Annotated in this window: 25 protein-coding genes; 16 read left to right on the forward strand and 9 right to left on the reverse strand. The window is 59.1% G+C overall.

Features of this window, described 5'->3' with window-relative positions:
- Positions 1–18: 18 nt before the first annotated feature.
- Positions 19–795 carry a peroxide stress protein YaaA gene (gene yaaA / locus ACO05M_RS09795; protein ID WP_421861945.1) on the reverse strand — a complete coding sequence of 259 codons (777 nt, stop codon included), beginning with the start codon at positions 793–795 and terminating at the stop codon, positions 19–21.
- Between the two features lie 174 nt (positions 796–969).
- Between yaaA and ACO05M_RS09800 the strand changes: the two genes are divergently transcribed.
- Positions 970–1,215, forward strand: a complete 246-nt coding sequence (locus ACO05M_RS09800; protein ID WP_421861947.1) for a DUF6868 family protein — start codon at positions 970–972, stop codon at positions 1,213–1,215.
- Positions 1,216–1,227: 12 nt separating this feature from the next.
- On the opposite strand, the gene ACO05M_RS09805 is transcribed toward ACO05M_RS09800, so the two are convergent.
- On the reverse strand, positions 1,228–1,836 hold the full coding sequence (locus ACO05M_RS09805) for a DNA-3-methyladenine glycosylase family protein (protein WP_421861949.1): 609 nt from the start codon (positions 1,834–1,836) through the stop codon (positions 1,228–1,230).
- Positions 1,837–1,967: 131 nt separating this feature from the next.
- Between ACO05M_RS09805 and ACO05M_RS09810 the strand changes: the two genes are divergently transcribed.
- From ACO05M_RS09810 to ACO05M_RS09820, 3 genes are all read left to right on the forward strand, one after another.
- Positions 1,968–3,986, forward strand: a complete 2,019-nt coding sequence (locus ACO05M_RS09810) for an alkaline phosphatase D family protein (protein ID WP_421861951.1) — start codon at positions 1,968–1,970, stop codon at positions 3,984–3,986.
- A gap of 281 nt (positions 3,987–4,267) precedes the next feature.
- Positions 4,268–4,645: a VOC family protein gene (locus ACO05M_RS09815; protein WP_421861953.1), complete on the forward strand. Its 378-nt coding sequence runs from the start codon at positions 4,268–4,270 to the stop codon at positions 4,643–4,645.
- 123 nt (positions 4,646–4,768) lie between these two features.
- Positions 4,769–5,206: a GFA family protein gene (locus ACO05M_RS09820; protein ID WP_421861955.1), complete on the forward strand. Its 438-nt coding sequence runs from the start codon at positions 4,769–4,771 to the stop codon at positions 5,204–5,206.
- Between the two features lie 10 nt (positions 5,207–5,216).
- Here ACO05M_RS09820 and ACO05M_RS09825 read toward each other — a convergent pair whose 3' ends face one another.
- Genes ACO05M_RS09825 through ACO05M_RS09840 form a run of 4 tightly spaced genes read right to left on the reverse strand, consistent with a single transcriptional unit; the run spans position 5,217 to position 9,139 of the window.
- Positions 5,217–6,059 carry an ABC transporter permease gene (locus ACO05M_RS09825; RefSeq protein ID WP_421861956.1) on the reverse strand — a complete coding sequence of 281 codons (843 nt, stop codon included), beginning with the start codon at positions 6,057–6,059 and terminating at the stop codon, positions 5,217–5,219.
- Positions 6,056–6,868, reverse strand: a complete 813-nt coding sequence (locus tag ACO05M_RS09830) for an ATP-binding cassette domain-containing protein (RefSeq protein ID WP_421861958.1) — start codon at positions 6,866–6,868, stop codon at positions 6,056–6,058. The genes ACO05M_RS09825 and ACO05M_RS09830 overlap by 4 nt, the downstream gene beginning before the upstream one ends.
- A complete protein-coding gene (locus ACO05M_RS09835; protein ID WP_421861960.1) occupies positions 6,865–7,845 on the reverse strand; it encodes a YVTN family beta-propeller repeat protein in 981 nt (326 codons plus the stop codon). Before ACO05M_RS09835 ends, ACO05M_RS09830 begins: the two co-directional genes overlap by 4 nt.
- A 40-nt stretch (positions 7,846–7,885) precedes the next feature.
- Entirely contained in the window at positions 7,886–9,139 is a 1,254-nt protein-coding gene (locus ACO05M_RS09840) for an ABC transporter substrate-binding protein (protein WP_421861962.1), read from the reverse strand.
- Positions 9,140–9,343: 204 nt separating this feature from the next.
- On the opposite strand from ACO05M_RS09840, the gene ACO05M_RS09845 reads away from it, so the two are divergent.
- The 3 genes from ACO05M_RS09845 (at position 9,344) to ACO05M_RS09855 (ending at position 11,360) form a co-directional block, all read left to right on the forward strand.
- The gene (locus ACO05M_RS09845) at positions 9,344–9,832 is read left to right on the forward strand and encodes a copper-binding protein (protein ID WP_421861964.1); all 489 of its coding nucleotides are present in this window, start codon (positions 9,344–9,346) and stop codon (positions 9,830–9,832) included.
- A gap of 153 nt (positions 9,833–9,985) precedes the next feature.
- Entirely contained in the window at positions 9,986–10,396 is a 411-nt protein-coding gene (pedF, locus tag ACO05M_RS09850) for a cytochrome c-550 PedF (RefSeq protein ID WP_421861966.1), read from the forward strand.
- Positions 10,386–11,360: a substrate-binding periplasmic protein gene (locus ACO05M_RS09855; protein WP_421861968.1), complete on the forward strand. Its 975-nt coding sequence runs from the start codon at positions 10,386–10,388 to the stop codon at positions 11,358–11,360. Before pedF ends, ACO05M_RS09855 begins: the two co-directional genes overlap by 11 nt.
- Positions 11,361–11,364: 4 nt before the next feature.
- On the opposite strand, the gene ACO05M_RS09860 is transcribed toward ACO05M_RS09855, so the two are convergent.
- The gene (locus ACO05M_RS09860; protein ID WP_421861970.1) at positions 11,365–13,827 is read right to left on the reverse strand and encodes an EAL domain-containing protein; all 2,463 of its coding nucleotides are present in this window, start codon (positions 13,825–13,827) and stop codon (positions 11,365–11,367) included.
- Positions 13,828–13,843: 16 nt separating this feature from the next.
- Positions 13,844–14,911, reverse strand: coding sequence for a polyamine ABC transporter substrate-binding protein (locus ACO05M_RS09865; RefSeq protein ID WP_421861972.1), 1,068 nt, complete (start codon positions 14,909–14,911; stop codon positions 13,844–13,846).
- Positions 14,912–15,290: 379 nt separating this feature from the next.
- On the opposite strand from ACO05M_RS09865, the gene ACO05M_RS09870 reads away from it, so the two are divergent.
- From ACO05M_RS09870 to ACO05M_RS09890, 5 genes are all read left to right on the forward strand, one after another.
- The gene (locus tag ACO05M_RS09870; RefSeq protein WP_421861974.1) at positions 15,291–17,069 is read left to right on the forward strand and encodes a PQQ-dependent methanol/ethanol family dehydrogenase; all 1,779 of its coding nucleotides are present in this window, start codon (positions 15,291–15,293) and stop codon (positions 17,067–17,069) included.
- 127 nt (positions 17,070–17,196) lie between these two features.
- Positions 17,197–17,763: a hypothetical protein gene (locus ACO05M_RS09875; protein ID WP_421861976.1), complete on the forward strand. Its 567-nt coding sequence runs from the start codon at positions 17,197–17,199 to the stop codon at positions 17,761–17,763.
- Positions 17,764–18,034: 271 nt separating this feature from the next.
- Entirely contained in the window at positions 18,035–18,595 is a 561-nt protein-coding gene (locus ACO05M_RS09880) for a sigma-70 family RNA polymerase sigma factor (RefSeq protein ID WP_421861978.1), read from the forward strand.
- Positions 18,577–19,263 carry an anti-sigma factor gene (locus tag ACO05M_RS09885; RefSeq protein ID WP_421861980.1) on the forward strand — a complete coding sequence of 229 codons (687 nt, stop codon included), beginning with the start codon at positions 18,577–18,579 and terminating at the stop codon, positions 19,261–19,263. Before ACO05M_RS09880 ends, ACO05M_RS09885 begins: the two co-directional genes overlap by 19 nt.
- A gap of 103 nt (positions 19,264–19,366) precedes the next feature.
- Positions 19,367–20,230, forward strand: coding sequence for a DMT family transporter (locus ACO05M_RS09890; RefSeq protein ID WP_421861982.1), 864 nt, complete (start codon positions 19,367–19,369; stop codon positions 20,228–20,230).
- A gap of 134 nt (positions 20,231–20,364) precedes the next feature.
- Here ACO05M_RS09890 and ACO05M_RS09895 read toward each other — a convergent pair whose 3' ends face one another.
- Positions 20,365–21,831 carry an MFS transporter gene (locus ACO05M_RS09895; protein ID WP_421861984.1) on the reverse strand — a complete coding sequence of 489 codons (1,467 nt, stop codon included), beginning with the start codon at positions 21,829–21,831 and terminating at the stop codon, positions 20,365–20,367.
- 157 nt (positions 21,832–21,988) lie between these two features.
- Here ACO05M_RS09895 and soxR point away from each other — a divergent pair, with 157 nt between their 5' ends.
- The 4 genes from soxR (at position 21,989) to ACO05M_RS09915 (ending at position 24,724) form a co-directional block, all read left to right on the forward strand.
- Positions 21,989–22,468: a redox-sensitive transcriptional activator SoxR gene (gene soxR / locus ACO05M_RS09900; protein ID WP_421861986.1), complete on the forward strand. Its 480-nt coding sequence runs from the start codon at positions 21,989–21,991 to the stop codon at positions 22,466–22,468.
- A gap of 245 nt (positions 22,469–22,713) precedes the next feature.
- Positions 22,714–22,980, forward strand: coding sequence for a DUF2282 domain-containing protein (locus ACO05M_RS09905; RefSeq protein ID WP_421861988.1), 267 nt, complete (start codon positions 22,714–22,716; stop codon positions 22,978–22,980).
- 86 nt (positions 22,981–23,066) lie between these two features.
- Positions 23,067–23,942, forward strand: a complete 876-nt coding sequence (locus ACO05M_RS09910; protein ID WP_421861990.1) for a DUF692 domain-containing protein — start codon at positions 23,067–23,069, stop codon at positions 23,940–23,942.
- Entirely contained in the window at positions 23,942–24,724 is a 783-nt protein-coding gene (locus tag ACO05M_RS09915; RefSeq protein ID WP_421861992.1) for a putative DNA-binding domain-containing protein, read from the forward strand. Before ACO05M_RS09910 ends, ACO05M_RS09915 begins: the two co-directional genes overlap by 1 nt.
- The last annotated feature ends 3 nt before the right edge of the window (positions 24,725–24,727 follow it).

Below are 24,727 nucleotides of genomic sequence, written 5' to 3' on the forward strand. Positions count from 1 at the left end.
CAGACCTAAGGGCGCGAATCAGCTCTGTTCTTCGCGCTTGAACACCAGTTCATCGCCGTCGGACTCGCTGGCGCAGAAGTAATAGCCCTGAGAGTCGAAGGCTTTCAGCTGCTCCTGCTCGGTCAGGCGGTTTTCGATGATGTAGCGGCTCATCAATCCCCGCGCTTTCTTGGCGTAGAAACTGATCACCTTGTACTGGCCGTTTTTGCAGTCCTTGAACACCGGGGTGATGATGCGGCCCTTCAGTCGCTTGGGCTGCACCGACTTAAAGTACTCGTTGGAAGCCAGGTTGATCAGCAACTCGTCGCCCTGATCGGCCAGGGCCTCATTAACGGCATCGGTAATGATATCGCCCCAGAACTGGTAGAGGTTGGCACCACGCGCATTGGCAAGCTTGGTACCCATCTCGAGGCGGTAGGGCTGCATCAGATCCAGCGGTTTCAACAGGCCGTAAAGTCCGGACAGCATGCGCAGGTGCTGCTGGGCGAACTGCAGATCCTCTTCGGTCAGGGTTTGGGCATCCAGTCCGGTATAGACATCGCCCTTGAACGCCAGCAACGCCTGTTTGGCATTGTCGGTGTTGAACGGTTGCGACCAGCTTTCGTAGCGGGCCGCGTTGAGGCTGGCCAGCTTGTCGCTGAGCTTCATCAACGCACCGATATCCTGCGGAGCCAGGGTCCGAAGTTGATCGACCAGGACCTGTGCATGCTCCAGTAATGTGGGCTGGGTATAGCTGGCGGTGGTCGGGGCCGTGTCGAAGTCGAGGGTTTTCGCGGGGGAGATCAGAATCAGCATGGTCGGTTCACGCAGCGCTTTGATAAATCGAAAGGCCGCAGTATAGCGGAAAAGCCGTCAGGCATATCGTTGTAAAAAATGGGGATATACGACTACGCCGCAATATAGAGCTGCCAGACTATAGATAGTGGCCCTGTAAATGCTGGCCCCGCAAACATGGATCTGGAGAGTTCGATGCTGACACTAACGGAACTGACCGCTTTATTCGGTTGGATGCTGATCATCAATCTGGCTTTGTTTACCCTCGCAACGGTAGGGATTCTGTGGCTTAAACGCTGGATTCGCGGTTTCCATGCGCGCCTGTTCCAGCTTTCCGAGTCGCAGTTGGAAGCGCAATACTTCCGCTATCTGGCTAACTACAAACTGGCGATCCTGGTGTTTAACCTGGCCCCTTATCTGGCGCTGTTGCTGGTTGGATAAACCGCGTCGATTTCAGGTCGGAGCGCCGCGGTAGTAGTGCCACAGCAGCAGCGAGCCGGCGCTGCGCCAGGGAGACCAGTGCGAGGTCAGTTCGCGACATTGCTTCGGGGTTGGCTTTTCGAACCCTTTCAGCCGACCGAGGGCGATCCGCAGCGCCAGGTCATCGGCCGGAAAAATATCGGCCCGTTGCAGCGAGAACATCAGGTAGATTTCGGCACTCCAGCGACCGAAACCGCGCAGTTGGGTGATCGCGGCGATCGCACTTTCATCGTCCATCGATCCCAAAGATTCGATATCGAGGTCGTGGTTGCAGATCGCCGCAGCCAGGCCCTGGGCGTACTCGACCTTTCGCGCCGACAAGCCGGCCTGGCGCAATGACTCACCATCAAATCTCAGCAATTGCTGCGGCGTCAGCGGATCGATCAGGGTCTGCAATCGACCCATGATCGCCCGGGCGGCTTCGACCGAAATCTGTTGGCTGACGATGGTGTGCAGCAGGGTTTCGAATCCCGCGGGTCGGATTCGTGGCGGTGGATGACCGACCTGCTCCAAGGCTCGAGCGACATCGGCGTCGGCTTGGCTTAAGCTGGCAAGGGCTTCGGCGATAAAGTTTTCGTTCATGTTCGTTGGACCAAGATACGGCTTGGGTTTGCTGTCGATGAATACACGGGTTAAGTTGCTGAATTAACTGAACCTCTCACGCTCAGTCCATTCTAACGCTGAAATTCGATCGTTTTGTACAGGTTACGTTTATGGGAGCGACTCCCGAAACCCCATCGGCACAAATGGCCGATGCCGCGCCACTGCCTAAACTGCTGGCGGGTCCGATTCTAAGGCGTTTGACGCCCGAGCGACTCTGTCTTTGGCTGGTGACCAGCGAGCCGGCCGAACTCCAGTTGGAGTTGCTGCCCCAGGGGCATCCTGCTCAACAGCATCGACTGGGCGACCCGTCGTCGGGAATGAACCGTCTCAAGGCATCGGCATCGTTGCATTATCTGCTGGTGGACCTGCCGCTGGAGCAGCCGCTGCCGCAGGATTGCTGGATCGATTACCGCTTGTCGTTGCGCTTCAGCCCATCGGGCCCGGCTGCCGAGTGGCTGCCGCTGACCGAACTGGCACCGGATATCTGCTATCCGGGTCGGTCGCTGCCGGGGTTTTCGCTTCCGTCGCGGGTCGGGGCGGTGCTACATGGGTCCTGCCGCAAGCCCCATCATCCCGGCGCCGACGGGCTGGTCGAGGCCGACCGGCTGTTGCAGCGTTGTCTCGCCGGCCCTGAAACGGAGGGCGGCGAACACGAGTCGGACGCGCTTCCCCAGTGGCCGTCGTTGCTGATGCTCTCCGGCGATCAGGTCTACGCCGACGATGTGGCCGGGCCGATGCTGCGGGCACTTCATCAGCTGAGTGAGCGCCTGGCGCTGCCGCCGGAGTCGTTGCAGGGGTTGGGGTTGCCGACCATCGACAGTTGCCAAGGGCTCTACCGGCACAGCGACAGTTACTACCGACGCGAACGACTGCTGCCCCAGACCGAGAGGGGACAGGCGCTGTTGGAGCAGCTGTTTCGCGGCGCCCGCAAGCCGGTGTTTACCAGCGACAGCGCCCATAATCATCTGATCACGCTGGCGGAGTTTTTGCTGATCTACCTGCTGGCCTGGTCGCCGGAACCCTGGCGGTTGGTCCGCCCCCGGATGCCGAGGGACCTCTCCGATGCGGAACAGCTGCGTTATCGTGCCGAGCAGCAGGCGATCGAGCAGTTTGTGGCTGGCTTGGGAGCGGTACGTCGGCTGTTGGCCCACCTGCCGGTGGCGATGCAGTTCGACGATCATGACATCACCGACGATTGGAACCTCAACCGGGAGTGGGAGGAGGCCGCCTACGGTCATCCGCTGTCGCGCCGGATGATCGGCAACGGCCTGCTGGCCTACCTGCTCAACCAGGGCTGGGGAAACCGGCCCGACGCGTTTGAGCAGGGGTTGCTGGAGGCGTTGCAGGTGGCGTTGGAGCGACCCGGTGGTGAGGAGCACGAGGCGCTGATCGAAAAGCTGCTGCGATTCGAGGACTGGGATTACGATTGGCAGACCCAGCCGCCGCTGATCGTACTCGATACCCGTACCCGCCGCTGGCGCTCGGAATCGCGCCCGCATAAGCCCTCGGGCTTGATCGACTGGGAGGCGTTGACCGATCTGCAACGACGGCTACGCGGTCATGAAGCGGTGCTGTTGGTCTCGCCGGCACCGATTTTCGGGGTTAAGTTGATCGAGGTGATCCAGCGGATCTTCACCTTCTTCGGCCAACCGCTGCTGGTCGATGCCGAGAACTGGATGGGCCACCCGGGAACCGCCCACGGCATCCTCAACGTGTTCCGCCACCCCAAAACTCCGCAGCATTTCGTGGTGCTGTCCGGTGATGTTCATTATTCGTTTGTGTACGACGTTCATCTGCGTGGGCGACGGGAGGGGCCGCATATCTGGCAGATCTGCAGCAGTGGCCTGCGCAACAATTTCCCCGACAAGCTGTTGGCCCTGTTCGATCACCTGAATCGCTGGCTCTACTCGCCCAAGTCACCGCTGAACTGGTTTACCCGTCGTCGCCGGATGACCATAACCCCGCGCAAACCCAAGGGAACACCGTCGGGCCGACGGCTATTGAATGCCAATGGCATCGGTCTGGTGGAGCTGGATCCGCAGGGGCGGCCCTGGCGAATTCGTCAGTTGGTGGCCGATGGCGCTATGGTCAACTTTGTCCGCAAGGAACAGGAAGCCCACTGGGATTAAGCACCCGGCTTGCTGATTCCTGCCTTTAAGCGCAACGGCAAACGGTCCGGCAACGCCAATCTGATCTATAAATAGGCTCTGGCATTGGCAGTATTCATCCGGGCCGGTCGGCCTGCGCTTTGATGGGATGATGCTATTTCGTCTCCGGTTTGCAGGTTCCCAAGCGATGGCGCGAGCTGTCAGTGCTGCGCCAGCTACTTACCAGCCCGAACCCCGCGTCCAAGGATGCATCGAAACCCCCGTGACCGGAGGCCTGACTCATTTAAGCGAGGAGAATGATCATGGGCAATCCTGTCGGTTGGTTTGAAATCTATGTTGATGATATGGAGCGGGCACGCGATTTTTATCAGGCGGTGTTCAACGTCCAGTTGGAAAAGCTCGAAAACCCCACCGAAACGCCGATGGAGATGTGGGCATTTGGTTCGGATATGGAAGCCTACGGCGCCACCGGCGCTCTGGTTAAAATGGACGACTGCCAAGCGGGCAACAACAGCACGGTGGTGTACTTTTCCTGCCAGAACTGTGCCGAGGAAGCTTCAAGGGTAGCCTTGGCCGGAGGCACACTTCTGTGCGATAAAATGCCGATCGGTGAATACGGTTTTATCGCGTTGGCGCGGGATACCGAGGGTAACCAGTTCGGACTGCATTCTCACGGCTGACCCTCCGTTGAGCCTGTTGTTACGGGTATCGAAAATCGGGTAATTTTCGTCTACGCCCAGCAAATAGCCTTAATATGAGAGGTGCATCAGACCAGCAACCCACAGGGAATGAGCGAGGTAAACATGGAAGGACGGTGTAATTGCGGGGCGGTGCGTTTCATCATCCACGGCCAACTGCCGGCGATGTATCAGTGCCACTGTACGTTGTGCCGCCGGCAGGGGGGCGCCGGCTCCAATGCGGCCACCATCGTCGAGTTGGAGGCATTCAGCTGGAAGCAGGGACAGGAGGCGATCAATACCTGGACCAAAGCGAGCGGCTTCAATGCCCATTTCTGCTCGAATTGCGGCTCGCCGGTGCCGAATCCGTTGGGCGATCGTTACATGTGGATTCCGGTGGGTCTGCTGGAAGAATCTGACAGGGGCGATACCCGGATTGTGGCGCAGTTATGGCTGGACGCTAAAGCGCACTGGGACCAACCGCCCGAGTCGCTCAGAAACTATCCGGCGATGCCGGAGGATCTGGAGGAGTTTATCCACTTTCTCCACCAGCCTCAGGATTGATCGGTCCGGATCAGCCGCGCTTGGCCCGCATCAACCCCCGTTGCGGGTTGAAGGCGATCACCGCCAGGCCGACAAACAGCAGCAGGCAGCCGCCGACCACCAGCGCGGCTTCGGGATTGGCGCGGTTGTAGAGCGCGAAGCGGATCAATTCGACGCAATAGGTGAACGGGTTATAGCGGCACAGCGCATAAAGAAGTTCGCTGGCCTCCTGCATCTTCCAGAGCGGATACAGGGCCGAAGAGATAAAGAACATCGGGAAGATGACGAAGTTCATCACCCCGGCGAAGTTCTCCAGCTGCTTGATAAAGCTGGAGATGAAAAGTCCGAGTGCCCCCAACAGCAGCGCGCTGCTCAGAATCGCCGGTAGCAGCCACAGGTAGCCCATCGTCGGCGGCTCGACCCCGAACCACCAAGCCACGGCCAGGAAGGCATAGACCTGGGGCACCGAAACCAGCGCGCTGGCCATCAGCTTGCACAGCAGCAGGTAGCTGCGCGGCAGCGGGCTCATCAACAACACCCGCATTCCGCCCATTTCGCGGTCGTAGACCATCGACAACGAACTCTGCATCGCGTTGAACAGCAACACCATCGCCACCAGCCCCGGGGCGATATAGACCTCGTAGGTGATATAGGTATCGTAGGGATCGATGATCGAAATCCCCAGCGCGGCGCGGAACCCGGCCGCAAAAACCGCCAGCCACACCAGAGGGCGGATCAGGGCGCTGAAAAACCGTGATCGCTGGTGCACAAACCGCAACAGCTCGCGGTAGAGAATGCCTCGGAAAGCCCGCAGATAAGCGCTGACGGGCAGGCGGTTCAGGCTGGCTGGCGTGGTTTGTTCGGCCGGGATCATGAGGTCAGTGCCTCCGGACGTACCAACCCCTGGTCCTGCGACGATTCACGGGTCAGGGTTTCGAACGCTTGCAGCAGCGTCTGGCTGCCGGTATCACGGCAGATCCGGTTGGCGTCGGCATCGGCGATGACCCGGCCCCGGTGCAGTAGCGTGACCGGGTCCTCGGGTTGGATCTCTTCGATCAGGTGGGTGGCCCAGAGCACCCCGACCCCCTGGTTCCGACAGAGCCTACGGATATGACGGTTGATCTGGGCACGGGTGTGGCTGTCCAGACCGACGCTGGCTTCATCCAGCAGCAGCAGTTGCGGCTGATGCAGCAGGGCGCGGGCGATCTCCACTCGACGTCGATGGCCACCGTTAAGCCGGCGAACCTTATCCCGGCGTCGATCGAGCAACTCGATCCGCGACAGCTCGGTTTCGATCCGCTCAAGACGGTGCTTACCGCCCAGACCGTGCAGGCTGGCGTGGTAGTGCAGGTTTTCCTCCACCGACAGGTCCAGGTCCAGGGTGCTTTGCTGGAACACCATTCCGATCCCCTGCAGTACCCGCGCAGGAGCCAGTTTGAGACTGTGCCCGTTGAGCCGGATATCGCCCTGCTGAATCCGTAGCAGGCGGCTGATCAGGCCGAACAGGGTGCTCTTACCGGCCCCGTTGGGGCCGAGCAGGGCATGGAAACGGCCCGCCAGCAGAGAGAAGTCCACTTGCTTGAGGGCCTCACCGGGGGCGTTGCTACCGTAGCGAAAGCTCAGCCCTTCAACCCGTAGTAGTGGGGCAGCAGCGGAGGTCGACAGCGGATCGAAGGCGTTCATGGCTTGACCGCGACGCCCCAGGGGTAGCGACCGACCTTGATCGATTTGGTGACCTTCAGCTCATCCACATCGATCACCGACACATCGCCGCTGATGCCGTTGGTGGTCAGCAACAGTTGCTGCTTGGGGTCGAACTCCATATGCCATACCCGGCGTCCGACCAGCAGGTAATCCAGCACCTCAAAGCTCTGGGCGTCGACCACCGCCACGTGATTGGCCGGGCCGAGGGCGACAAAGGCGTACTTTCCGTCATTGGTCAGTTTGACGCCGACCGGCTGGACCTTGTCCGGGTGTACCCCTTTGATCTCGAAACGCAGGGTCTTGATGATCTCTTTGCTGTCGACGTCGATCACCGCCACGGTGCCGCCGATTTCGGAACTGGCCCAGAAGCGGCTACCGTCCTGGTTGAATTCGACGTGGCGCGGACGCTGCTCGACCCGGGTGTTGTGAATCAACTCGTGGGTTTCGGTGTCGATCCAGTGCAGCATGCTGGTGGTTTCGGAGGTGTTGATCGCCAGATCGCCACGGGGACTGACTGCCATTCCTTCCGGCTCGACTCCGACATCGATCTGGGCCAGTACGGTGGCGTCCTGGGCGTCGACCACGGTCACCAGGGCGTCATCCTCGTTAGAGATATACAGGCGGCGGTTGTCCGGGTGCAGCGAAAACTGCTCCGGATCTTCTCCCGACGGCAGTTCGCCGATGATCTGGTGGGTGGCGGTGTCCATGATCTGCACGGTGTCGTCATCGCTGGCGCAGATATAGAGTTTGGAAAAGTCCTTGCTGAAGGTGATGCCGCGCGGACGTTGGCCCACGTCGATAGTTTCGATCACTTCCAGTGAGTCCAGATCGATCAACGACAGGCTGTCATCCTTCTCGTTGGAGACATAGGCGATCGAGGCCTGGGCACTGCCGATCTGGGCCAGGCAGGCGCTCAACAGCAACGGTGCCAGGGTGCGGGTGGTTATTTTTTTCATGGCGTACCTCGTTCAGGAAGCGTTGAGTGGTTAAACGGGGTTAATGATCGGCGGCGGCCAGCAGGTCTGGGCACTGGCTCTCGCGGCGGTCGTAGCCGAGGGTATCGAGCTCGGTTACCGGGTGCAGGAAGCCCTCTTGCGGGGACTGGGATACCAGCGCGCGGGGGTGGACCAGTGCGATCGGTTGGCGCAGCTGGCCGTTCCAGCTGCGATAGCTGAGCTTGCGGCCCTTGAAACCGGCAAGCTGGAACTGCTCGCTGAGCAATTGACGCCGGATACTGATCGGATCGATCTTGCCGCTGTTGGCGACTGCTTCGCCGATACTGCGGATGGCGGCCCAGGCGGCGTAGTCGTGGCTGTTCATCCAACGACCTGCCTGCTTGTCGAAGCGCTTTTGCAGCTGCGCGGCGCCCCATTGCTCAACTACCCGGTGCCAGGCCACCGGTCTGAGCCCTTGGGTGCCGGCCACCGGTCGCGGCAGCCAGGTGTTGTAGAGCAGGAACTCGCCGAAGTCGCCCAGCTCGTCCGCCACCAGCACGGCGTCGTAGTCTTCACTCTGGGTAAACAACGGCACTTCACGCTGGGCGCTGCGGCGCAGGTCGGTATCGAAACTCCACTGCTTCTTCTCAACGATCTTGGCGCCGAAGCGCTTGGCGGAACGACGCAGGGAATCGGCATAGGCCTTATCGCCAGGTCGGGCCCCTTCGATCAACATCCAGTCGGTAAGCCGTTTGGCCTTCATCCACTGGGCCAGGGCGTCGGTGAGCATGGCCCGGCTGGGCAACGTATGGAGCAGGTTGGGGAGGCACTGTCCGCGGCGAAGCGCGTTATCGGCGCTGCCGACATTGAACAGCAGTACCTGATCGGGGCTGAACTGCCCCGCCAGATCCAGCAAAGCCTCGGCGTCCATGTTCAGTAGTAACAGCTCAACTCCTTCGTTCTGCCAACGGCGGGCCTGCTCGATCAGCTCGCCCAGCTGCTGGCTACGGGTTTCGAGCAGTTCGAACTTCTGCCCCAGGAATCGGCCGCCGGCGTTGTTGTCTTTCATCCCCAGCAGGGCGCCCTGCAGGCCGCTGTCTTCGGGTTCGGGCAACACGTTCGACAGCAGCGGCGGCCGCTCCTTGATTAATTCAAGGTAGCCGATGCGAATCTGCAGATCGGCGCTGAAGGCCTGGCTGCTCAAGCCAACCATCAACAGCAGGCTTAGCCAGAACAGAGCAAAGCGCAGGGCGGCAGGGGCGGAGCCGCGAAAACGGTGGGTGACCGTCCGATGATGAGCGGTATAGCTGTTCATAAAGCACCCCGTGTTGTTGTCGTTGTGGGCAGGCTTACCGTTATTGTTGCGCCCAGGCTGGCCACGAGGAATATGTAAAAAGTACCGATAAATTACTTCTCTAGTACTATTTCTGGCGATTGAGCCCGGCCCTAGCATGGATAGTGAAACAACCTTGTATGCCTTTCGGCGTACGTCCATCACGGCTAATAAGAGGGCTTGATCATGCTCCGTTCCGCTTCTATCCCATCACTACCTCCACTACGCCACGTCTTTGCGAATACGTCTAAAACCCTGGCCATTACCACCCTGGCTGCGGGCCTAACCCTTGGCGCCGTTGAGGCACAAGCCAAGGGCGATCTGACCCGCAAGCCGATTGGGCTACCCGATCTGGTGCTCGGCTCCGAGCAGTCCGACTACGCCATGTCGCAGAAAACCTACCAGCTGGAAACCGGCAAGGCCTACAAGCTCAACATCGTCTCTTCCGGGCTGAAGGAGTATGCGGTCGAAGCGCCGGAATTCTTCGCCGCGATCTACCTGCGCAAGGTGGAAGCCGGCGGGATGGAGATCAAGGCGTCGATGTTGACCCAGCTGGAATTCGAGGATGAGGGTGAGGCCGAAATCTATTTTGTGCCGATCAAGCCCGGCAGCTACCGCTTCTATGCCGAAGGCCTGGAAAACAAAGGCATGGAAGGCACCTTCGAGGTTAAGTGAACTCGATGAGCTGGTTGGCTTTGATGAAAGGGCTTACTACCAACGAAGGAGCCCTATGGGATGAGCCGGCGAGCACCAAAGGAGTCTGGGGGAGCAGGGGACGCTGTCAGACAATGGGATCAGTGTTCAATAACAAGATTTTGGGTGAGTGAGATGAAAAAGACTGTCTTGGCCGGTGCGGCCGCTCTGCTGATCAGTGGTCAGGTAATGGCTCACGGTGATGTAACTCCACAAAATGTCGACGTATCCGGGTTGGAGCAACTCGGTGAGGAATGGCTGGAGGAGAATCCCTATCGCGGCAACGAGCTGGCGATTGAGATCGGCAAGTCGGCCTACGCCCAGAATTGTGCCCGTTGTCACGGCCTGGACGGCATCTCAGGAGGCATCGCACCGGACCTACGTGAGCTGGAACCGGGGATGGACGGTGACGAGTGGTTTGCTTACCGGGTTATCAATGGGGCGGTTCGAAACGGGGTGCCCTACATGCCCAAGATGGCGGAATTCCTGAGCCAGGAAGCGCTCTGGTCGATCCGAGCCTGGTTGGAGACACTGTATGAAGAATAAGCTGACCTTAACGCTAGATTCAGCACCTGACTCGATTGCAACCCGGCTTATGCCGGGTTTGCTGCTTTCTATGGCGTTGTTGCTTGGGCTGCAACTGGCACTGATCAATTCGGCCCAGGCACGCAGCTATGAGGATATTGTCGCCGCCGGTCGCATCAGCGTGGCGGTTTACCGCGACTTTCCCCCCTACGCCTACGAGGTGGATGGCAAAGCCGTGGGGTTGGACGTGGACCTGGCCCGGGAGATCGCTACCGGATTGGGGCTGCAACTGGATCTGCACTGGATGATCGCCGACGAGAACCTGGACGATGATCTGCGCAACCATGTCTGGAAAGGCCACTACCTGGCCCGGATCGAAGATGAGCCGATGCTCCGGCGTGAGGTGGCGGACGTGATGCTGCGGGTGCCCTACGATCGCGAGTTCGCCTACAAGGTCGACCCGGACGGTCGGGTGATTAACGATCTGGTGCACTTTTTCGGCCCCTATCAGCGCGAACACTGGGGGTTGGTGTACGACAGTCAACGGATGGAGCCGTTCGAGAACCTGGCTGTGTTTCAGTATGAGCGGGTCGGGGTGGAGATCGATTCGCTGCCCGACTTCTACTTGAGCAGCGCGTTCCGTGGCCGGTTGCGTAATAACGTCCAGCACTTCAGCAGCACGGGGCTGGCTCTGGAGGCGCTAGAGCAGGGGACTATCCCTGCGGTGATGGGAATGCGCTCGCAGCTGCAGTGGGGCGTAACTGGCTTAGACGGGGCCGAGCGGATCAAGACGGCGGATATTCCGTTCCCCAATCTGACCAAAAGACATTGGGACGTGGGAATGGCGGTCAAAGACTCCTATCGGCAGTTGGCTTACCGGATCGAAGACGTGGTCGACCAGCTGGTGAGCAGCGGTAAGATGCAGGCGCTGTTCGCACGTTACGGGGTTGAGTATTCCCGTCCCGATCGTTACCGGCTGCCGTAGTGGATCAGGCGCTGGCCTGCTGCAGCGCTATCGGTTGCGCATGCAGCAGCGCGGCGATCTCGCTGGCCGGGCGCGGAGGGCTGTAGAGATAGCCCTGCACCAGATCGCAGTTGTGATCGATCAGAAAGCGCATCTGTGATTCCAGCTCGACCCCCTCGGCGACCACTTCCAACCCCATGGCGTGGGCCATGGTGATGATCGCCGACAGGATCGCCGGGTTGCTCTCATCTTCCAGCTGTTTGATAAAAGAGCGGTCGATTTTGAGCAGATCGATCGGTAGTCGTTTCAGGTAGCTTAGCGACGAGTAGCCGGTTCCGAAGTCGTCCATCGCGATCTGGATTCCCAGCCTCGACAGCTTGCTGAGGTTGCGCACGGTCTGTTTCTGACCCTTCATCACCGAAGTTTCGGTCAACTCCATATAGATATCGGAGGGCTTGAGCCGGTACCGTTCCAGCGTGTTGATCACCTCCGAGGCGAACTGCGGCCGGGTCAGTTGGCGGGTCGACAGATTGATACCCATCTTCACCGATCCGAAGCCCTGCTGGTGCAGTTGGCAAAGCTGTTCGCAAGCCTGGTTCAGGACCTGTTGGCCGATCTCGACGATCAAGCCGTTCTGCTCGGCCAGCGGAATAAATTTATCCGGCGGAATCGGGCCCAGTTGTTCATCGTTCCAGCGAATCAGCGCCTCGAACGAGCGGATTCGTCCGCTGGTCGTTTCCAGGATGGGTTGATAGTGCAGCTCGAAAGCCTTGTTTTCGGTTGCGCAGTGCAGCCGCTGTTCAATGGTGGCCATCTCTCGGCTGCGCTGACCGATATTGTGGGAAAAGTACTTGTAGCAGTTCTTGCCGCGGTTTTTGGCCTCATACATCGCCTGGTCGGCATGGCTGATCAGTTGCTCGGTTGAGCGGGCATCTTCGGGCCAGAGCGCGATGCCGATACTGGCGCCGATATAGATGGTCTGGTCGTCGAGTTCGAACGGTTGGGTCACCGCACTGATAATTCGCTCGGCCACGATACCGGCCTGATGGGCGGCGTCCAGCCGGGGCAGCAGCACGGTGAATTCGTCCCCGCCGAGGCGGGAGAAATTGGAGTCGGGGTGGTCGTGATCGATCAAACCGGCCAGGTCGGAGCTGCGCAGGTTCATCAGCAGCCGCTGGGCGATCATACGCAGCAGCTTGTCGCCGGCCTGATGGCCCATGTTGTCGTTGATCGGCTTGAAGTTGTCCAGATCGATAAACAGCAGTGCCAGGGTGTGCTTGTCGCGCTCGCTCTGGGCCACGGCCTGATCCAGGTTGCGCTGAAACAGAGCCCGGTTGGGCAGCCCGGTGAGGGTGTCGATATAGGCCAGATTCTGGATCCGCTGTTGTGATTGATGCAGCTCCTGGCTCATGCGATTGAACGCGCTGTAAAGCTCCCCGATCTCGTCCTCGGTATGACTACGCAGTTGAACCTGATCGTTGCTTTTGCCCATGTTGCCGAGGTTATCCAGTGCCAGGTTAAGGGTCTGGATCGGCGACAGGAACTGCCGGTGCAGCAACACCAGTAGCACCGGTATCACCACCACCAGGGTGGCCAGCATCATCAGCAGCACGATTCCGCCGACCTTGCGCCCGGTGCTGTTGATCAGCTTCTGGGGGAGCAGAATCTGCAACACCAGGTTGGGACCGATCTTACGGCTGTGATGGGCCATCAGGGTGCCAAACAGGGTGTGCTCTTCCCAGTCCGATTGCTTCACGGGCTTCAGGCTGATCGGCATCCAGTCCGGTCGATGGGCTTGTTGGGCGCTTCCCTCGAGAACGCTGCCGCTGCTGTCGGTCAGCAGGGCGCGACCTTGCTGCCAGGGTTTGGGCAACGGATGGGTGGCTAAATCATCGATATTGAGGGTGATGCTGAGCACGGCGCGCAAACGGGGTTTGGCATTGAAGCCTTCATGGGCGATATCGGCCAGCCAGAGCTGGCGGGACACATAGAGCGCCAGCTCACCGTTATCCGGGTTGACGGTGATATGGTGGCTCAGCGGCCCTGGGTTATCGATCGCCACGATAAAGGGCTCGGTTTGCTGTTCGTATTCGGTATGGTTCGGCAAATCGCGGTTGACCACCCGCAGTTCCTCGAAGCCATCGGGCAGGATCAGGCGGATCTCGTACAAAGACGGATTGGCTCGTTGAAAACCGATCAGCCGACGCAGCACCGGGCTTTGCATCAGTCCGTATCTAAGGTCCAGGTCTTCGGTCAGCAGGTAGTCCTGGAGCATGTCGTCGTTGGCCAGACTGCTTAAGGCCAGCTCGGCGATCTTGAGCCGGTTGTTGAATTCGGTTTCCAGCCCTTTGGCGTAACCGCTGATCTGTTCCTGCGAGTAGCTGACGTTGTGACGCCAAAGCTCGAGGTAGGCCAGGATGCCGACCAGCAGCAGCGGCACGATGATCATGGGGATGACGGTCAGGGTGATTTTGGATTGCAGTTTCATGTTAGGTCGACAACGCTCAGGGCAGGACTTTGGCGCTGATGGCGTTACGTTTACGCATCAGGTCGGCGCTGGCGGGTTGCAGGAATTCGGAGTTATCAAGCTGTTTCGAGCTGGGGAAAATGGTCGGGTTATTGAGGTACTCGGATGACAACAGCTTCAACGCCTCGCGGTTGGGAGAGGCGTAATAGACGAACTCCGCCTGTTCGGCGGCGATCTCGGGCCGGTTGATAAAGTTGATAAACTGATGGGCCAGTTCGCTGTCGCTGGCCTGGGCGCCGATGCTGAAGTAATCGACCCACAGGTAACTGCCCTCGTCCGGTAACGTGTAGACCAGGTCGTCGCTATAGCGCTGCAGCATCAGTGCATCGCCGTTATAGACCACCGCCGCATGGATATCCCCGCGAATAATCTCCGAGTCGGGTTTCAATGACAGATAACGATAGCTTTTTACCAGCGGCGCCTGTTCCAGCAGCAGCTGTTCCACCTCGGCCAGGTGGTCCGGATTGCTGCTGTTGATCGAGTGGCCGAGACTTTTCAACGCGATGCTGATCAGTTCGCGACCGTCGTGGATCATGTTGATATGGCCGGCGAGGCTGGCAGAGGGTTTGAGCAATTGACGCCACCGGGTGATCGGCTGGTCCACCCGGTCACGACGATAGAGGATCCCGACGCTGCCCCAGAAATAGGGGACGCCGAAATCGACACTGGAGGGGAAGGCTTGCTGCCACTTGGGGTCAAGGTGCTTGAGATTGGGAAGCTGCTGCGGATCGTATCGGCTGATCCAGCCCTGGCGGGCGTAGGCGGACAGGTCGCTGTTGGACACCAGGATCAGGTCGAAGCCCTTGGCGCTATTCAACAGGGTTTGGGTTCGATGCTCGTCGGAGTCGAAATGGACCTCGACCACTTCGGCGTCGAACTCCTGTTCGAAGCGGGATACCACTTCCGGGGCCAGATAATCCGGCCAGTTGAGAATTACCAGCTGACGAGCCGCAGCGTCGGCGGTTCCGATCTGCAGAGTCAGGCATAGTGTCAGTAACAGAAGCCCGGAAACTACCCGAACTCCCTGCGGGTTACTGCGTGGCATTGTTCTTCCTTATTATTCTGACGGGCCAACATCCCCGAGGGAACCATTTAACAAGCAGTTTCTAATACTTGTTCGTCAATTCCATAACCCCCGACCGTAGCATAGCCGCCGGGTCCTGCACAGTAATTGAGCCTCATTATTGCACCAGAGCCGGCGTCACCGAGCCGGTATCAGGGTGCGACTGCGCTTGGCTACTACTTCCGAAGACAGGGAGTAGTACTAAGTGAGTAGAGCATTCCCCTCCCAAGTTGGATTGTTGGTTGGACGGGCTGGATCAAGAATGACATTCATCATCTTCTGCCTGGGGTTTTCTTTAGAGAGAGAGGGGGAGCGGGTGATCAACATTATTCGAATAAGAAGATCCTCAAAGGAGAATGCGATGAAAGATCAAGCTTCCGGCCTCCGAGGTTTGGCGTTGACTTCACTGGTTGCGGCGATGGCGTTGGCCGGACCGGTGCAGGCCAAGGTAACAGACCAAGATATTCTCAAGGACCAGGCAACCGCGCAGGATGTGGTCTCCAACGGTTTGGGCCCCCGCGCACAACGCTACAGCCCGCTGGCACGGGTCAATGCCGACACGGTCCAGGACCTGCGTCCGGTGTGGGCGTTTTCATTCGGTGGTGAAAAGCAGCGGGGCCAGGAATCGCAGCCGATGGTCAAGGACGGGGTCATGTATGTGACCGGCTCCTACTCTCGCGTGTTCGCCATCGACGTGAATACCGGCGACGAGTTGTGGCAGTACGATGCCCGTCTGCCGGAGAACATCATGCCCTGCTGTGACGTGATCAACCGGGGCGTGGCGCTGTACGACGATCTGGTGATCTTCGGTACCCTGGATGCCAAACTGGTCGCATTGAACAAGGACACCGGTAAAACGGTCTGGAAGAAGAAAGTGGCCGACTACAAGGCCGGCTACTCCATCTCTGCCGCGCCGTTGGTGGTGAAAGGTAAGGTGATCACCGGGGTGTCCGGTGGTGAGTTCGGTATCGTCGGTAAGGTCGAAGCCTACGACGCCAAGACCGGCAAGAAGGTCTGGACCCGTCCTACGGTGGAAGGTCACATGGGCTACCTGGACGGTAAAGAGAACGGCATCACCGGCGGTGAAGCCGGTAAAACCTGGCCGGGCGATCTGTGGAAATCCGGCGGTGCGGCTACCTGGCTGGGCGGCACCTACGATCCGGATACCGACCTGCTGTTCTTCGGCACCGGCAACCCGGCGCCCTGGAACTCGCACCTGCGTCCGGGTGATAACCTCTACAGTTCCTCGCGCCTGGCGATCGACCCCGATACCGGCAAGATCGTCTGGCACTTCCAGACCACACCCCACGACGGCTGGGATTACGACGGGGTTAACGAGCTGATCGCGTTCGATTACCAGGATGGCGGCAAGACCGTGAAAGCGGCGGCCACCGCCGACCGGAACGGTTTCTTCTACGTCCTGAACCGGACCAACGGTGACTTTATCCGCGGTTTTCCGTTCGTCGATAAGATCAGCTGGGCCAAGGGCCTGGACGAGAACGGTCGTCCGATCTACGACGATGCTAACCGTCCCGGCAACCCGGGCGAGTCTGCCGACGGTAAAAAGGGCAACACCGTGATCGCCGCCCCCTCGTTCCTGGGCGGTAAGAACTGGATGCCGATGGCGTACTCGCAAGATACCGGATACTTCTATGTACCCTCCAACGAGTGGGAGATGGATATCTGGAACGAGCCGACCGCCTATAAGAAAGGCGCCGCCTATCTGGGGGCCGGTTTCACCATCAAGCCGATCAACGAAGAGTATATCGGCGTGCTGCGGGCGATCGATCCGAAGACCGGCAAAGAGATGTGGCGTTACCAGAACAACGCGCCGCTCTGGGGTGGCGTACTGGCAACCGCCGGCGGTCTGGTGTTCACCGGCAACCCGGAAGGTTACCTGATGGCATTCGATGCCAAGACCGGCGAGATGAAGTACCGCTTCAACACCGGCTCGGGCATCGTCGGCTCACCGATCACCTGGGAACAGGACGGCGAGCAGTACCTGTCGATCGTATCCGGCTGGGGTGGTGCGGTACCGCTGTGGGGCGGCGAAGTGGCCAAGCGGGTCAAGCACCTGAACCAGGGCGGCACCGTTTGGACCTTCAAACTGCCGGCCAAGGACGAGATGGCGGCACGTTAAGCGGTTCTGAAAACCCGCTTCCAGGCAGGAATCCAAGCCGGGCCTAGTGCCCGGCTTTTTCCGGATGGATCGCAGACCGCTGTTGCGAGATCGACCGCTTGTTTGGGCGCGACGGGAGGTACCTACCATGCTCTATCGAATCCAGATGGGCATTCTACTGGTGCTGGGGCTGTTAATCAGTTACCAGCTGCAGGCTCAAAATCTGCCGTTGGGGGAGCGAACCCTGAGCCTGATCGATAACAAGGGACAGACGCACCCGGTGGCGACGCTGCGGTTTGAGCAGGCCGATAAGGATCAGGTTCGCTACACACTGGATCTTGATCATCATCGGTTCACCGATCACTTTCTGTCGATGAAGGAGATGAAATGTGTCCAGGGCGACGAACTCTGGTGTTTTGTCCCTTACCCGTACCAAAACCCGCGACGGATCAGCGACACCGATCTGCGCTGGCTGGAGCATGACCTGCTGTTCCTGTTCAAGCGCAACGGCGAATTCGGCGCCAACTTCTGGAACGGGATCTACTACAAGCTGGAACTTCGTGACGGCCTGCTCGAAGGTGAGGCCAGGGCGCTGGATCTGAATCTGCTGGCGTCGCCGCCGGAGGGTTTGCGACAACCGCCGATCGGTGAATTTGATCTGGATGAGGCGGATTTGGAGCAACGTTGGATCCCGCGAATCCGAATTCATCCCTGAGTCAGGCAGCGGTCTCGGCGCTGCCGAAGCCGTCGGAACCTCTCTTTTGTCACGTTCGGACTTTTCGTTCGTCCATACTTCAGTCTCGAATCCAGATTCGCGTTTGAGAGCCCGGGTGGGACTTATTGTCAGTCTTTATAGGGCCTTAGAAAGCTTCAAACCGTGATTGGGGCTGGGCAGAGCGGCAAGATCCCGGTATCTTTCACCTCTCCAGATCCCCGCAGTACAGGGGGATAGCAACAGGTCGTTATCAGGATCGCGATTCGACATCATGGAAATCTCCGAACGCCAGCAGCAGCTGGCCAAATGCCTGCAACAGTGCGCCCGAGGAGAGCATGCCGGACTAAAGCGGCTGTATAATTTAACTTCGGCGAATCTATTTAGCGTGGCGCTGCGTATATTAAATGACCGGCAGCTGGCAGAGGACTGTCTACAGCAGGTGTTTCTGAATATTTGGCACCATGCCGAGCGCTACGACAGCAGTAAAGCGCAGGCCTCGACATGGTTGAACACCATTACCAGAAACCAGGCTCTCGACCTGCTCCGGCGTAATAAACACAGCCGCTTGCACGACGGTGATGAGGCTCTCAACGATCAGGCCGACGAGAGTCCGGACCAGGAACAGCAGGTCACGCTGTGGCAGCAGAGTAAGCAGCTGCACCAGTGCCTGGAGCAGATTCCTGAGAATCAGCGCCGCTGCCTGGAGATGGCTTACTTTGAGGGGTTGACCCATCAGAGCCTGGCGGAGCGTATCGACACTTCGTTAGGAACAGTAAAAACCTGGATTCGTCGAGGTTTGGCGAGGTTACAGACATGCATGAATTCGATCTGACCGATCCTGATCAGCGTAACGAGGCGGCGGCCGAGTACGTGTTGGGTACGATGGAGCGGGACGAGAAAGCCCGCTTCGAGTCCCTGCTGGCGGTCAGCCGTGACCTGCAGCAGGAAGTGGAGCAGTGGCGCGAGCACCTGGATGTGTTTAACCGGAATCTGGAGCCGGTAGAACCACCCAAAGCGCTTTGGAAAGCCATCGAGCAGCAGACGGCACCAAAAAAAAGTGGATTCCTAGGCCTTAACTGGGGCTGGGCCGCTGCCTTCTGTCTGATGTTGGCGTTGTCCGGCGGATTGCTGACGACGCAGTGGCAGCAGTCATCGCAGTTACAGGATCACTACGTTTATCTGATTAAAAACGATCAACAGAAGCCGGGTTGGATGGTTAACACCTCCTTTGAAAACAACCAGATCGTGGTGCAGAACCTGCGACCGGTGTCGATGCCGGCGAATCAGTTCTACGAACTCTGGTTGATGCCCGAAGGGGAAGAACCGATCTCCCTGGGCTTCCTCCCCAGCGAAGGCGAGATGCGCATTCCGGTTAAAGCCGAATGGCGTGAACGCCTGTTGAACTGTGAGCTGGTGGTCACCATGGAAGGCCCCCAAGGCGCACCGAACGGCTACGATATGGGTCCGGTGTCGGACAAGGCCAACTGGTTGCAGTTCTAAATCAAAACGACCGTCCAGCCACTACGGCGCAGCCCCGCCGTAGTCGGTTGGATCGGTTTTCCGGCTGGCCTGATCTCGGGTTGCCGCCAACCGAAGCCCGCCGATGAAAACAGCCCTCTACACCCTGATCGCACTGCTGGCATTTGCCGGTAACTCGATCTTGTGCCGTTTGGCACTGGGTGACGAGGCGATCGACGCGGCCAGCTTTACTATTATCCGGCTGCTGGCCGGGATCGTTACGCTACTGATCATTCTCAAACTGCGCACAGGCGGCAGCCGACAGCCGTCCAAAGGCAGCTGGAAAGCGGCGCTGTATCTGTTTGTTTACGCGATCAGCTTCTCTTATGCCTACATCAGTATCGAGACCGGGGTCGGGGCTCTTATCCTGTTCTGTGCGGTCCAGATCACCATGATTCTGATGCAACTGATCAACGGTAAGAGGTTGATCGTGCTGGAGTGGCTGGGGGTGGTGTTGGCCTTTGGCGGGTTGGTTTATCTGCTGCTGCCCGGGGCTCGAGCGCCCTCGGTCAGCGGTTTCATCCTGATGGCGATTGCCGGTGTGGCCTGGGGTTTCTATACCCTGGCGGGCAAGGGCTCGGTTAACCCGTTGGCCGATACCAGTTTTAACTTTCTGCGCACCCTGCCGCTGGTTGTGGTGCTGTTGCTGGTCAGCCTGCAGCAGGCCGAGTTGTCCCAACGTGGGATTCTGCTGGCGGTGATGTCCGGTGCGGTGGCGTCGGGGATCGGTTACACCATCTGGTACATGGCGCTGGGCGGTCTCAGCGCCGTGCAGGCGGCGGTTCTGCAACTGATCGTACCGGTGATTGCCGCCATCGGCGGGGTGATCTTTGCCGATGAACCGCTATCGTTGCGATTGGTGTTGGCCGGTCTGCTGATCCTGGGCGGGATTCTGGTGGTGATCCTGGGCCGCTACCACCACGATCAGAAGGCGCTTTCGGGGAGTTGACTGAGCTGAAGGCCAGTCTACGTCCTACTGATCTCAGCCCTCCATTCCCAGCCCTCCATTCCCAGTCCTGCGGCCTCAATCCTTTTCCTGTGCCGGATTCTCCCAGCGGGCTTAGCCTTTGTGCTGCGCTCTGATCAGCAGGCCCGCTCGCGCTCTTCCTGCGGCGACAGTGTTACAGCGTCCGCTGGCTGTGGGTCGCGTTTTCTAACGACCGCCACGGCGCTGAACAGGGTGAAACTGACGATCAAAGCAAACAGACTCTGCAACCAGAACGCACTGTCGGCCAGCATCAGGCTACTCTCGGCACGACTGAAACCGGTCAGGTTGGCGATCATACCGGCCACCGAGGCGCCGAACGCCGAGGCAAACATGGTGATGCTGGTCATCGAGGAGGATGCAAGGTGATGATCTTCATCCGTCGTCAATTTGAACACCAGGGTCGCCAGGTGGGGCCAGCAGAAGCCAATCCCGAACCCCACCAGAATCAGCGATCCGCAGATCAAGACCAGCGTCGGTGACAGGCCGGTGCTGCCCAGCGGCACCAACAACAGCAGACCAATCAAACCGGCGACGCTGAAGCAGGGCCCGAGTCGTATGGCTCGGTCGGCCCTGCGGCCGTGGTAGCGGGCGCTAAGCAGTTCGGCGCCGGTCCAGCCGACCGCGGTCAGCGCCGCCAGGTAGCCGGCAATCAGCGGCGTCTGGCCATGCAGGTGCTGCAGGAAGTAGGGCATAAACACGCCGCTGCTGGTGCCGAACAGCAGCAACGCCATGGTGGCGAAGGTGGCGAACAGGCGTGAGCCGGGGATCAGGGCTGCACGGGGCAGCAGTCGGATACTGGCGCGTCGCTCGACCCGAATCAGCAGACCGATCAGACCACAGGCCATCAGCAACGCCAGCGCGTTTAGAGTCAGATCGGCAAAGATACTGGCGGTGGCGATGGCCAGGATAGCGCCGGACAACAGCACCAGCTGCGTCAGCGCCAGCCGATCGGCTTGTTGGGTGGTCTGCGTCTGCGGCAGCAGCTTAACCACGGCGATGGCGTAGACAACAATCACCGGAAGCATTACGCCGAAGGCGAAGCGCCAGATGCCCAGCTCGGCAAAAATGCCACCGATCGCCGGACCAAACAGGGTGGCTACACCCCACATCCCCGAGACCAGTGCAAAGGCCCGTTGCCAGAGCCGCTCCTCAAATACCAGCGCCACGACCCCGTAGCCCAGCGACACCATGATGCCGCCACCTAGTCCCTGCACGGTTCGCCCGAGCAGCATCTGACCGATATTCGGTGACAGGGCCGCGATCAGGCTGCCGGTAAAGAGTAGTGCAGCGGCGCTGAGATAGGCGGTTCGGGCACCCAATCCATGCAGCAGTTTTGATGAAAAAGCCGCCCCGATGATCGAGGCGACCACGAACAGGGTGGTGTTCCAGGCATAGAACTCCCGGCCGCCGATATCGGCCACCACCGTTGGCAGAATCGTGGTCGACAGGTAGATATTGATCGCATGCAGGGCGACGCCACCGGACAGCACCAGGGCCAACGCGGCGTTACGGCCGCGGAACAGGTCATGCCAGCTGGCTTGAGCGTATGTGTTTTGGCTCATTGGCCAACCTCCTGTTGCAGTGATGCCGTATCGGGGGAATAACGCGTTTTGAGAGTGAGCATTTTGCACCTCCATGTTAAAGAGGTTGCTGATCTTACAACTTAAACTTAACTTTAAGTCAAGGAGCAGTTTCACCATCACTCAACAGGGGCCGGGAATGAATAAGAACGAGAAGTTGCTGACCATCGGCGAGGCGGCCGAGCGTGCCGATCTGAATCCGTCGGCGCTGCGGTTCTACGAAAAGCGGGGATTGATCAGCTCGATCCGAACCGAAGGCAATCAACGCCGGTACCGGCTGTCGATGCTGCGTAGGATCTCGGTGATTCGAGCCGCACAGCGGCTGGGTTTGACTCTGGAGGAGATCGAGCAGGCGCTGGCCAGCCTGCCCGATAACCGCACACCCACCAAACGGGACTGGGAGCGGCTGTCGGCGCGTTGGGGTGAGCAGTTAGATCAGCGCATCCTGCAGATGCAACGGTTGCGCAACAGCCTGTCCGGTTGTATCGGCTGCGGCTGCCTGTCGTTGCAAAGCTGCTCGCTTTTCAATGCCGACGATCATATTGCGTCCCATGGTAACGGTCCCCGATATTTGATCGAAGGAACGCCGGCAGAAAACGATCGTTCGCACCAGGGTTGAGGTGCCGATACTTCTAGAGGCAATGACGGACGATCAGAGGCTAAGCTGTTGGATGCCAAAGGGTTATAAAACGAGTCTGGTTAAGTATTTGAAAATTAAGGAGTAAAAAAATAAATTTAAAAAAATCACTTTTTTTTGAATCTCACTGAATCCAGCAAAAGATTACCGGCGTATAGGTTATTGAACGCAGCGTACAAGCGCAGCGAAATCGAAAAAACAACGATTAGAACCTCAAGGTGATCAACATGAAAAAGACTCAAAACAACATCGCAGTAGCTACCGCTGTTTCCGGCATCATCGCTCTGGGCGCAACTCTGGCGGCAACTCCGGCTCTGGCTGGCGACAAAGAGAAGTGTTACGGCGTGGCTAAGGCCGGTCAGAACGATTGTGCAACCAAGAGCAGCTCCTGCGCCGGTACTTCCAAGACTGACAACCAAGGCGATGCTTTCCTGGCTCTGCCGAAGGGTCTGTGCGGCAAGCTGGCCGGTGGTAGCCTGAGCCCGAAAATGTAAGCTACCCACCCCGCACCCGGGGCGAGCAACCGCCGCCCCCCTCTCTTAATTCGCAAGACTCAATAACTTCAGACAACGGCCCTCCCATGAACGGATTACGACCTTACAGCACCGGCGTCGGCCTGCGGGCTCCCCATATCGATCAATGGCTGGAGCGGGCGCGTCAAGGTGACAACGATGGCATCGATTGGCTTGAAATTCACAGTGAGAATTTCTTCGATCCGGCCAGCCGTGAGTGGGCCTGTCTGGAGCAGATCGCCGACGCCTATGCGCTGAGCTTCCATAGCATCGGTATGTCGCTGGGATCGGTGGATCCGTTGTCCGAGAGCAACCTGGCACAACTCAAGCGTCTGGTGGATCACTTCAATCCGGCCCTGGTGTCGGATCACCTGAGCTGGAGTTCGGTCAACGGTCGCTACTTCAACGATCTGTTACCGCTGCCCTACACCGAAGAGGCGTTGAGCCACTTTAGTGAGCGGGTCGATCAGGTGCAGCAACTGTTGGGGCGTCAGATTTTGATTGAGAATCCGACCGCCTACATGGCTTTCGCCGAAAGCACGATTTCAGAGTGGCAGTTTTTGAATCGGCTGGTCGAAAAGACCGGCTGCGGACTGCTGCTCGACCTGAACAACATCTACGTCAATTCGGTCAATCTGGGACTGCAACTGGAGCCCTATCTGGCCGAGATCAACTGGTCCGCGGTGACCGAAATTCATCTGGCCGGTTTCACCCGCAAGCAGCTCGATGACGGTGAGATTCTGATCGACACCCACGGTTCGCGGGTTTCCGATCCGGTCTGGGATCTGTACCGCCGGGTCAGCGCCCACTGCGATGCGGCGGCGCTGATCGAGTGGGATACCGATATTCCCGAGCTGGAAGTGCTGTTGGAGGAGGCCGCGAAAGCCCGCGCCATTCAACCCCAGCAGCTAGAAACAGAAAGTGTCGCAAGGGGGGCAGCCTGATGTTGGCCGAACTTCAACAGCAATTTGCCGACCAGTTGCTGGCCGCGCAAAAGCCGGCCAACGGGGGCGACAGCAGTCCGCTGGCGATCAGCGGGCCGGCACCGGCCGCCCAGCTGTTCCAGCTGTATCGCAACAACTTTTACGTCAGCCTGCGCGAACGGCTCGAAGCGGTTTTTCCGGTGACCAAGGCGTTGGTGGGGGAGGAGTTCTTCGCCCAGATCAGCAATCGCTACGTACGTGAATTTCCGCTGACCCAAGCGCCGCTGGCCGATTACGGTGATCAATACGGCGACCATATCGCCCAATTGATCGAAACCAACGAAGCCGTGGCCAGCGTGCCCTATCTGGCCGATGTGGCCCGGCTGGAATGGTTGCTGGAACTGGCCGAACAACGGCCGTTGCAGCCCAACGCGTTTCCTTTCGAGCGCCTGTCCGCTTTGGCGCCCGAACAGCAGGCCGGTGTCCGGCTGCGCCTGGCACCGGGTGTCGGCCTGCTGAAAACGGACTATGCCGCAGCGGCGATTCATCAGGGCGTCACCACAGGTGAGCTGGATGGGCTCGACCCCAACCAGAGCGAATACCTGCTGGTGTTACCCGCCGGAACCGCCTGGCCCGAGCCATTGCCACGACCACAGATTCAACCGCTGGATGAGGCCGCGTTTGGATTGCTAGAAGCGATCGAAGCGGGAACCGAACTGGCATCACTGCCGCTTCAGGATACCTCCTGGACACCGGCACTGCTGATTCAGCGTGGGCTGATCAGCGATTTTGAACTTGGCTGAGTG

It is taken from the genome of Motiliproteus sp., assembly GCF_965230735.1.
Lineage (GTDB): Bacteria > Pseudomonadota > Gammaproteobacteria > Pseudomonadales > Balneatricaceae > Motiliproteus.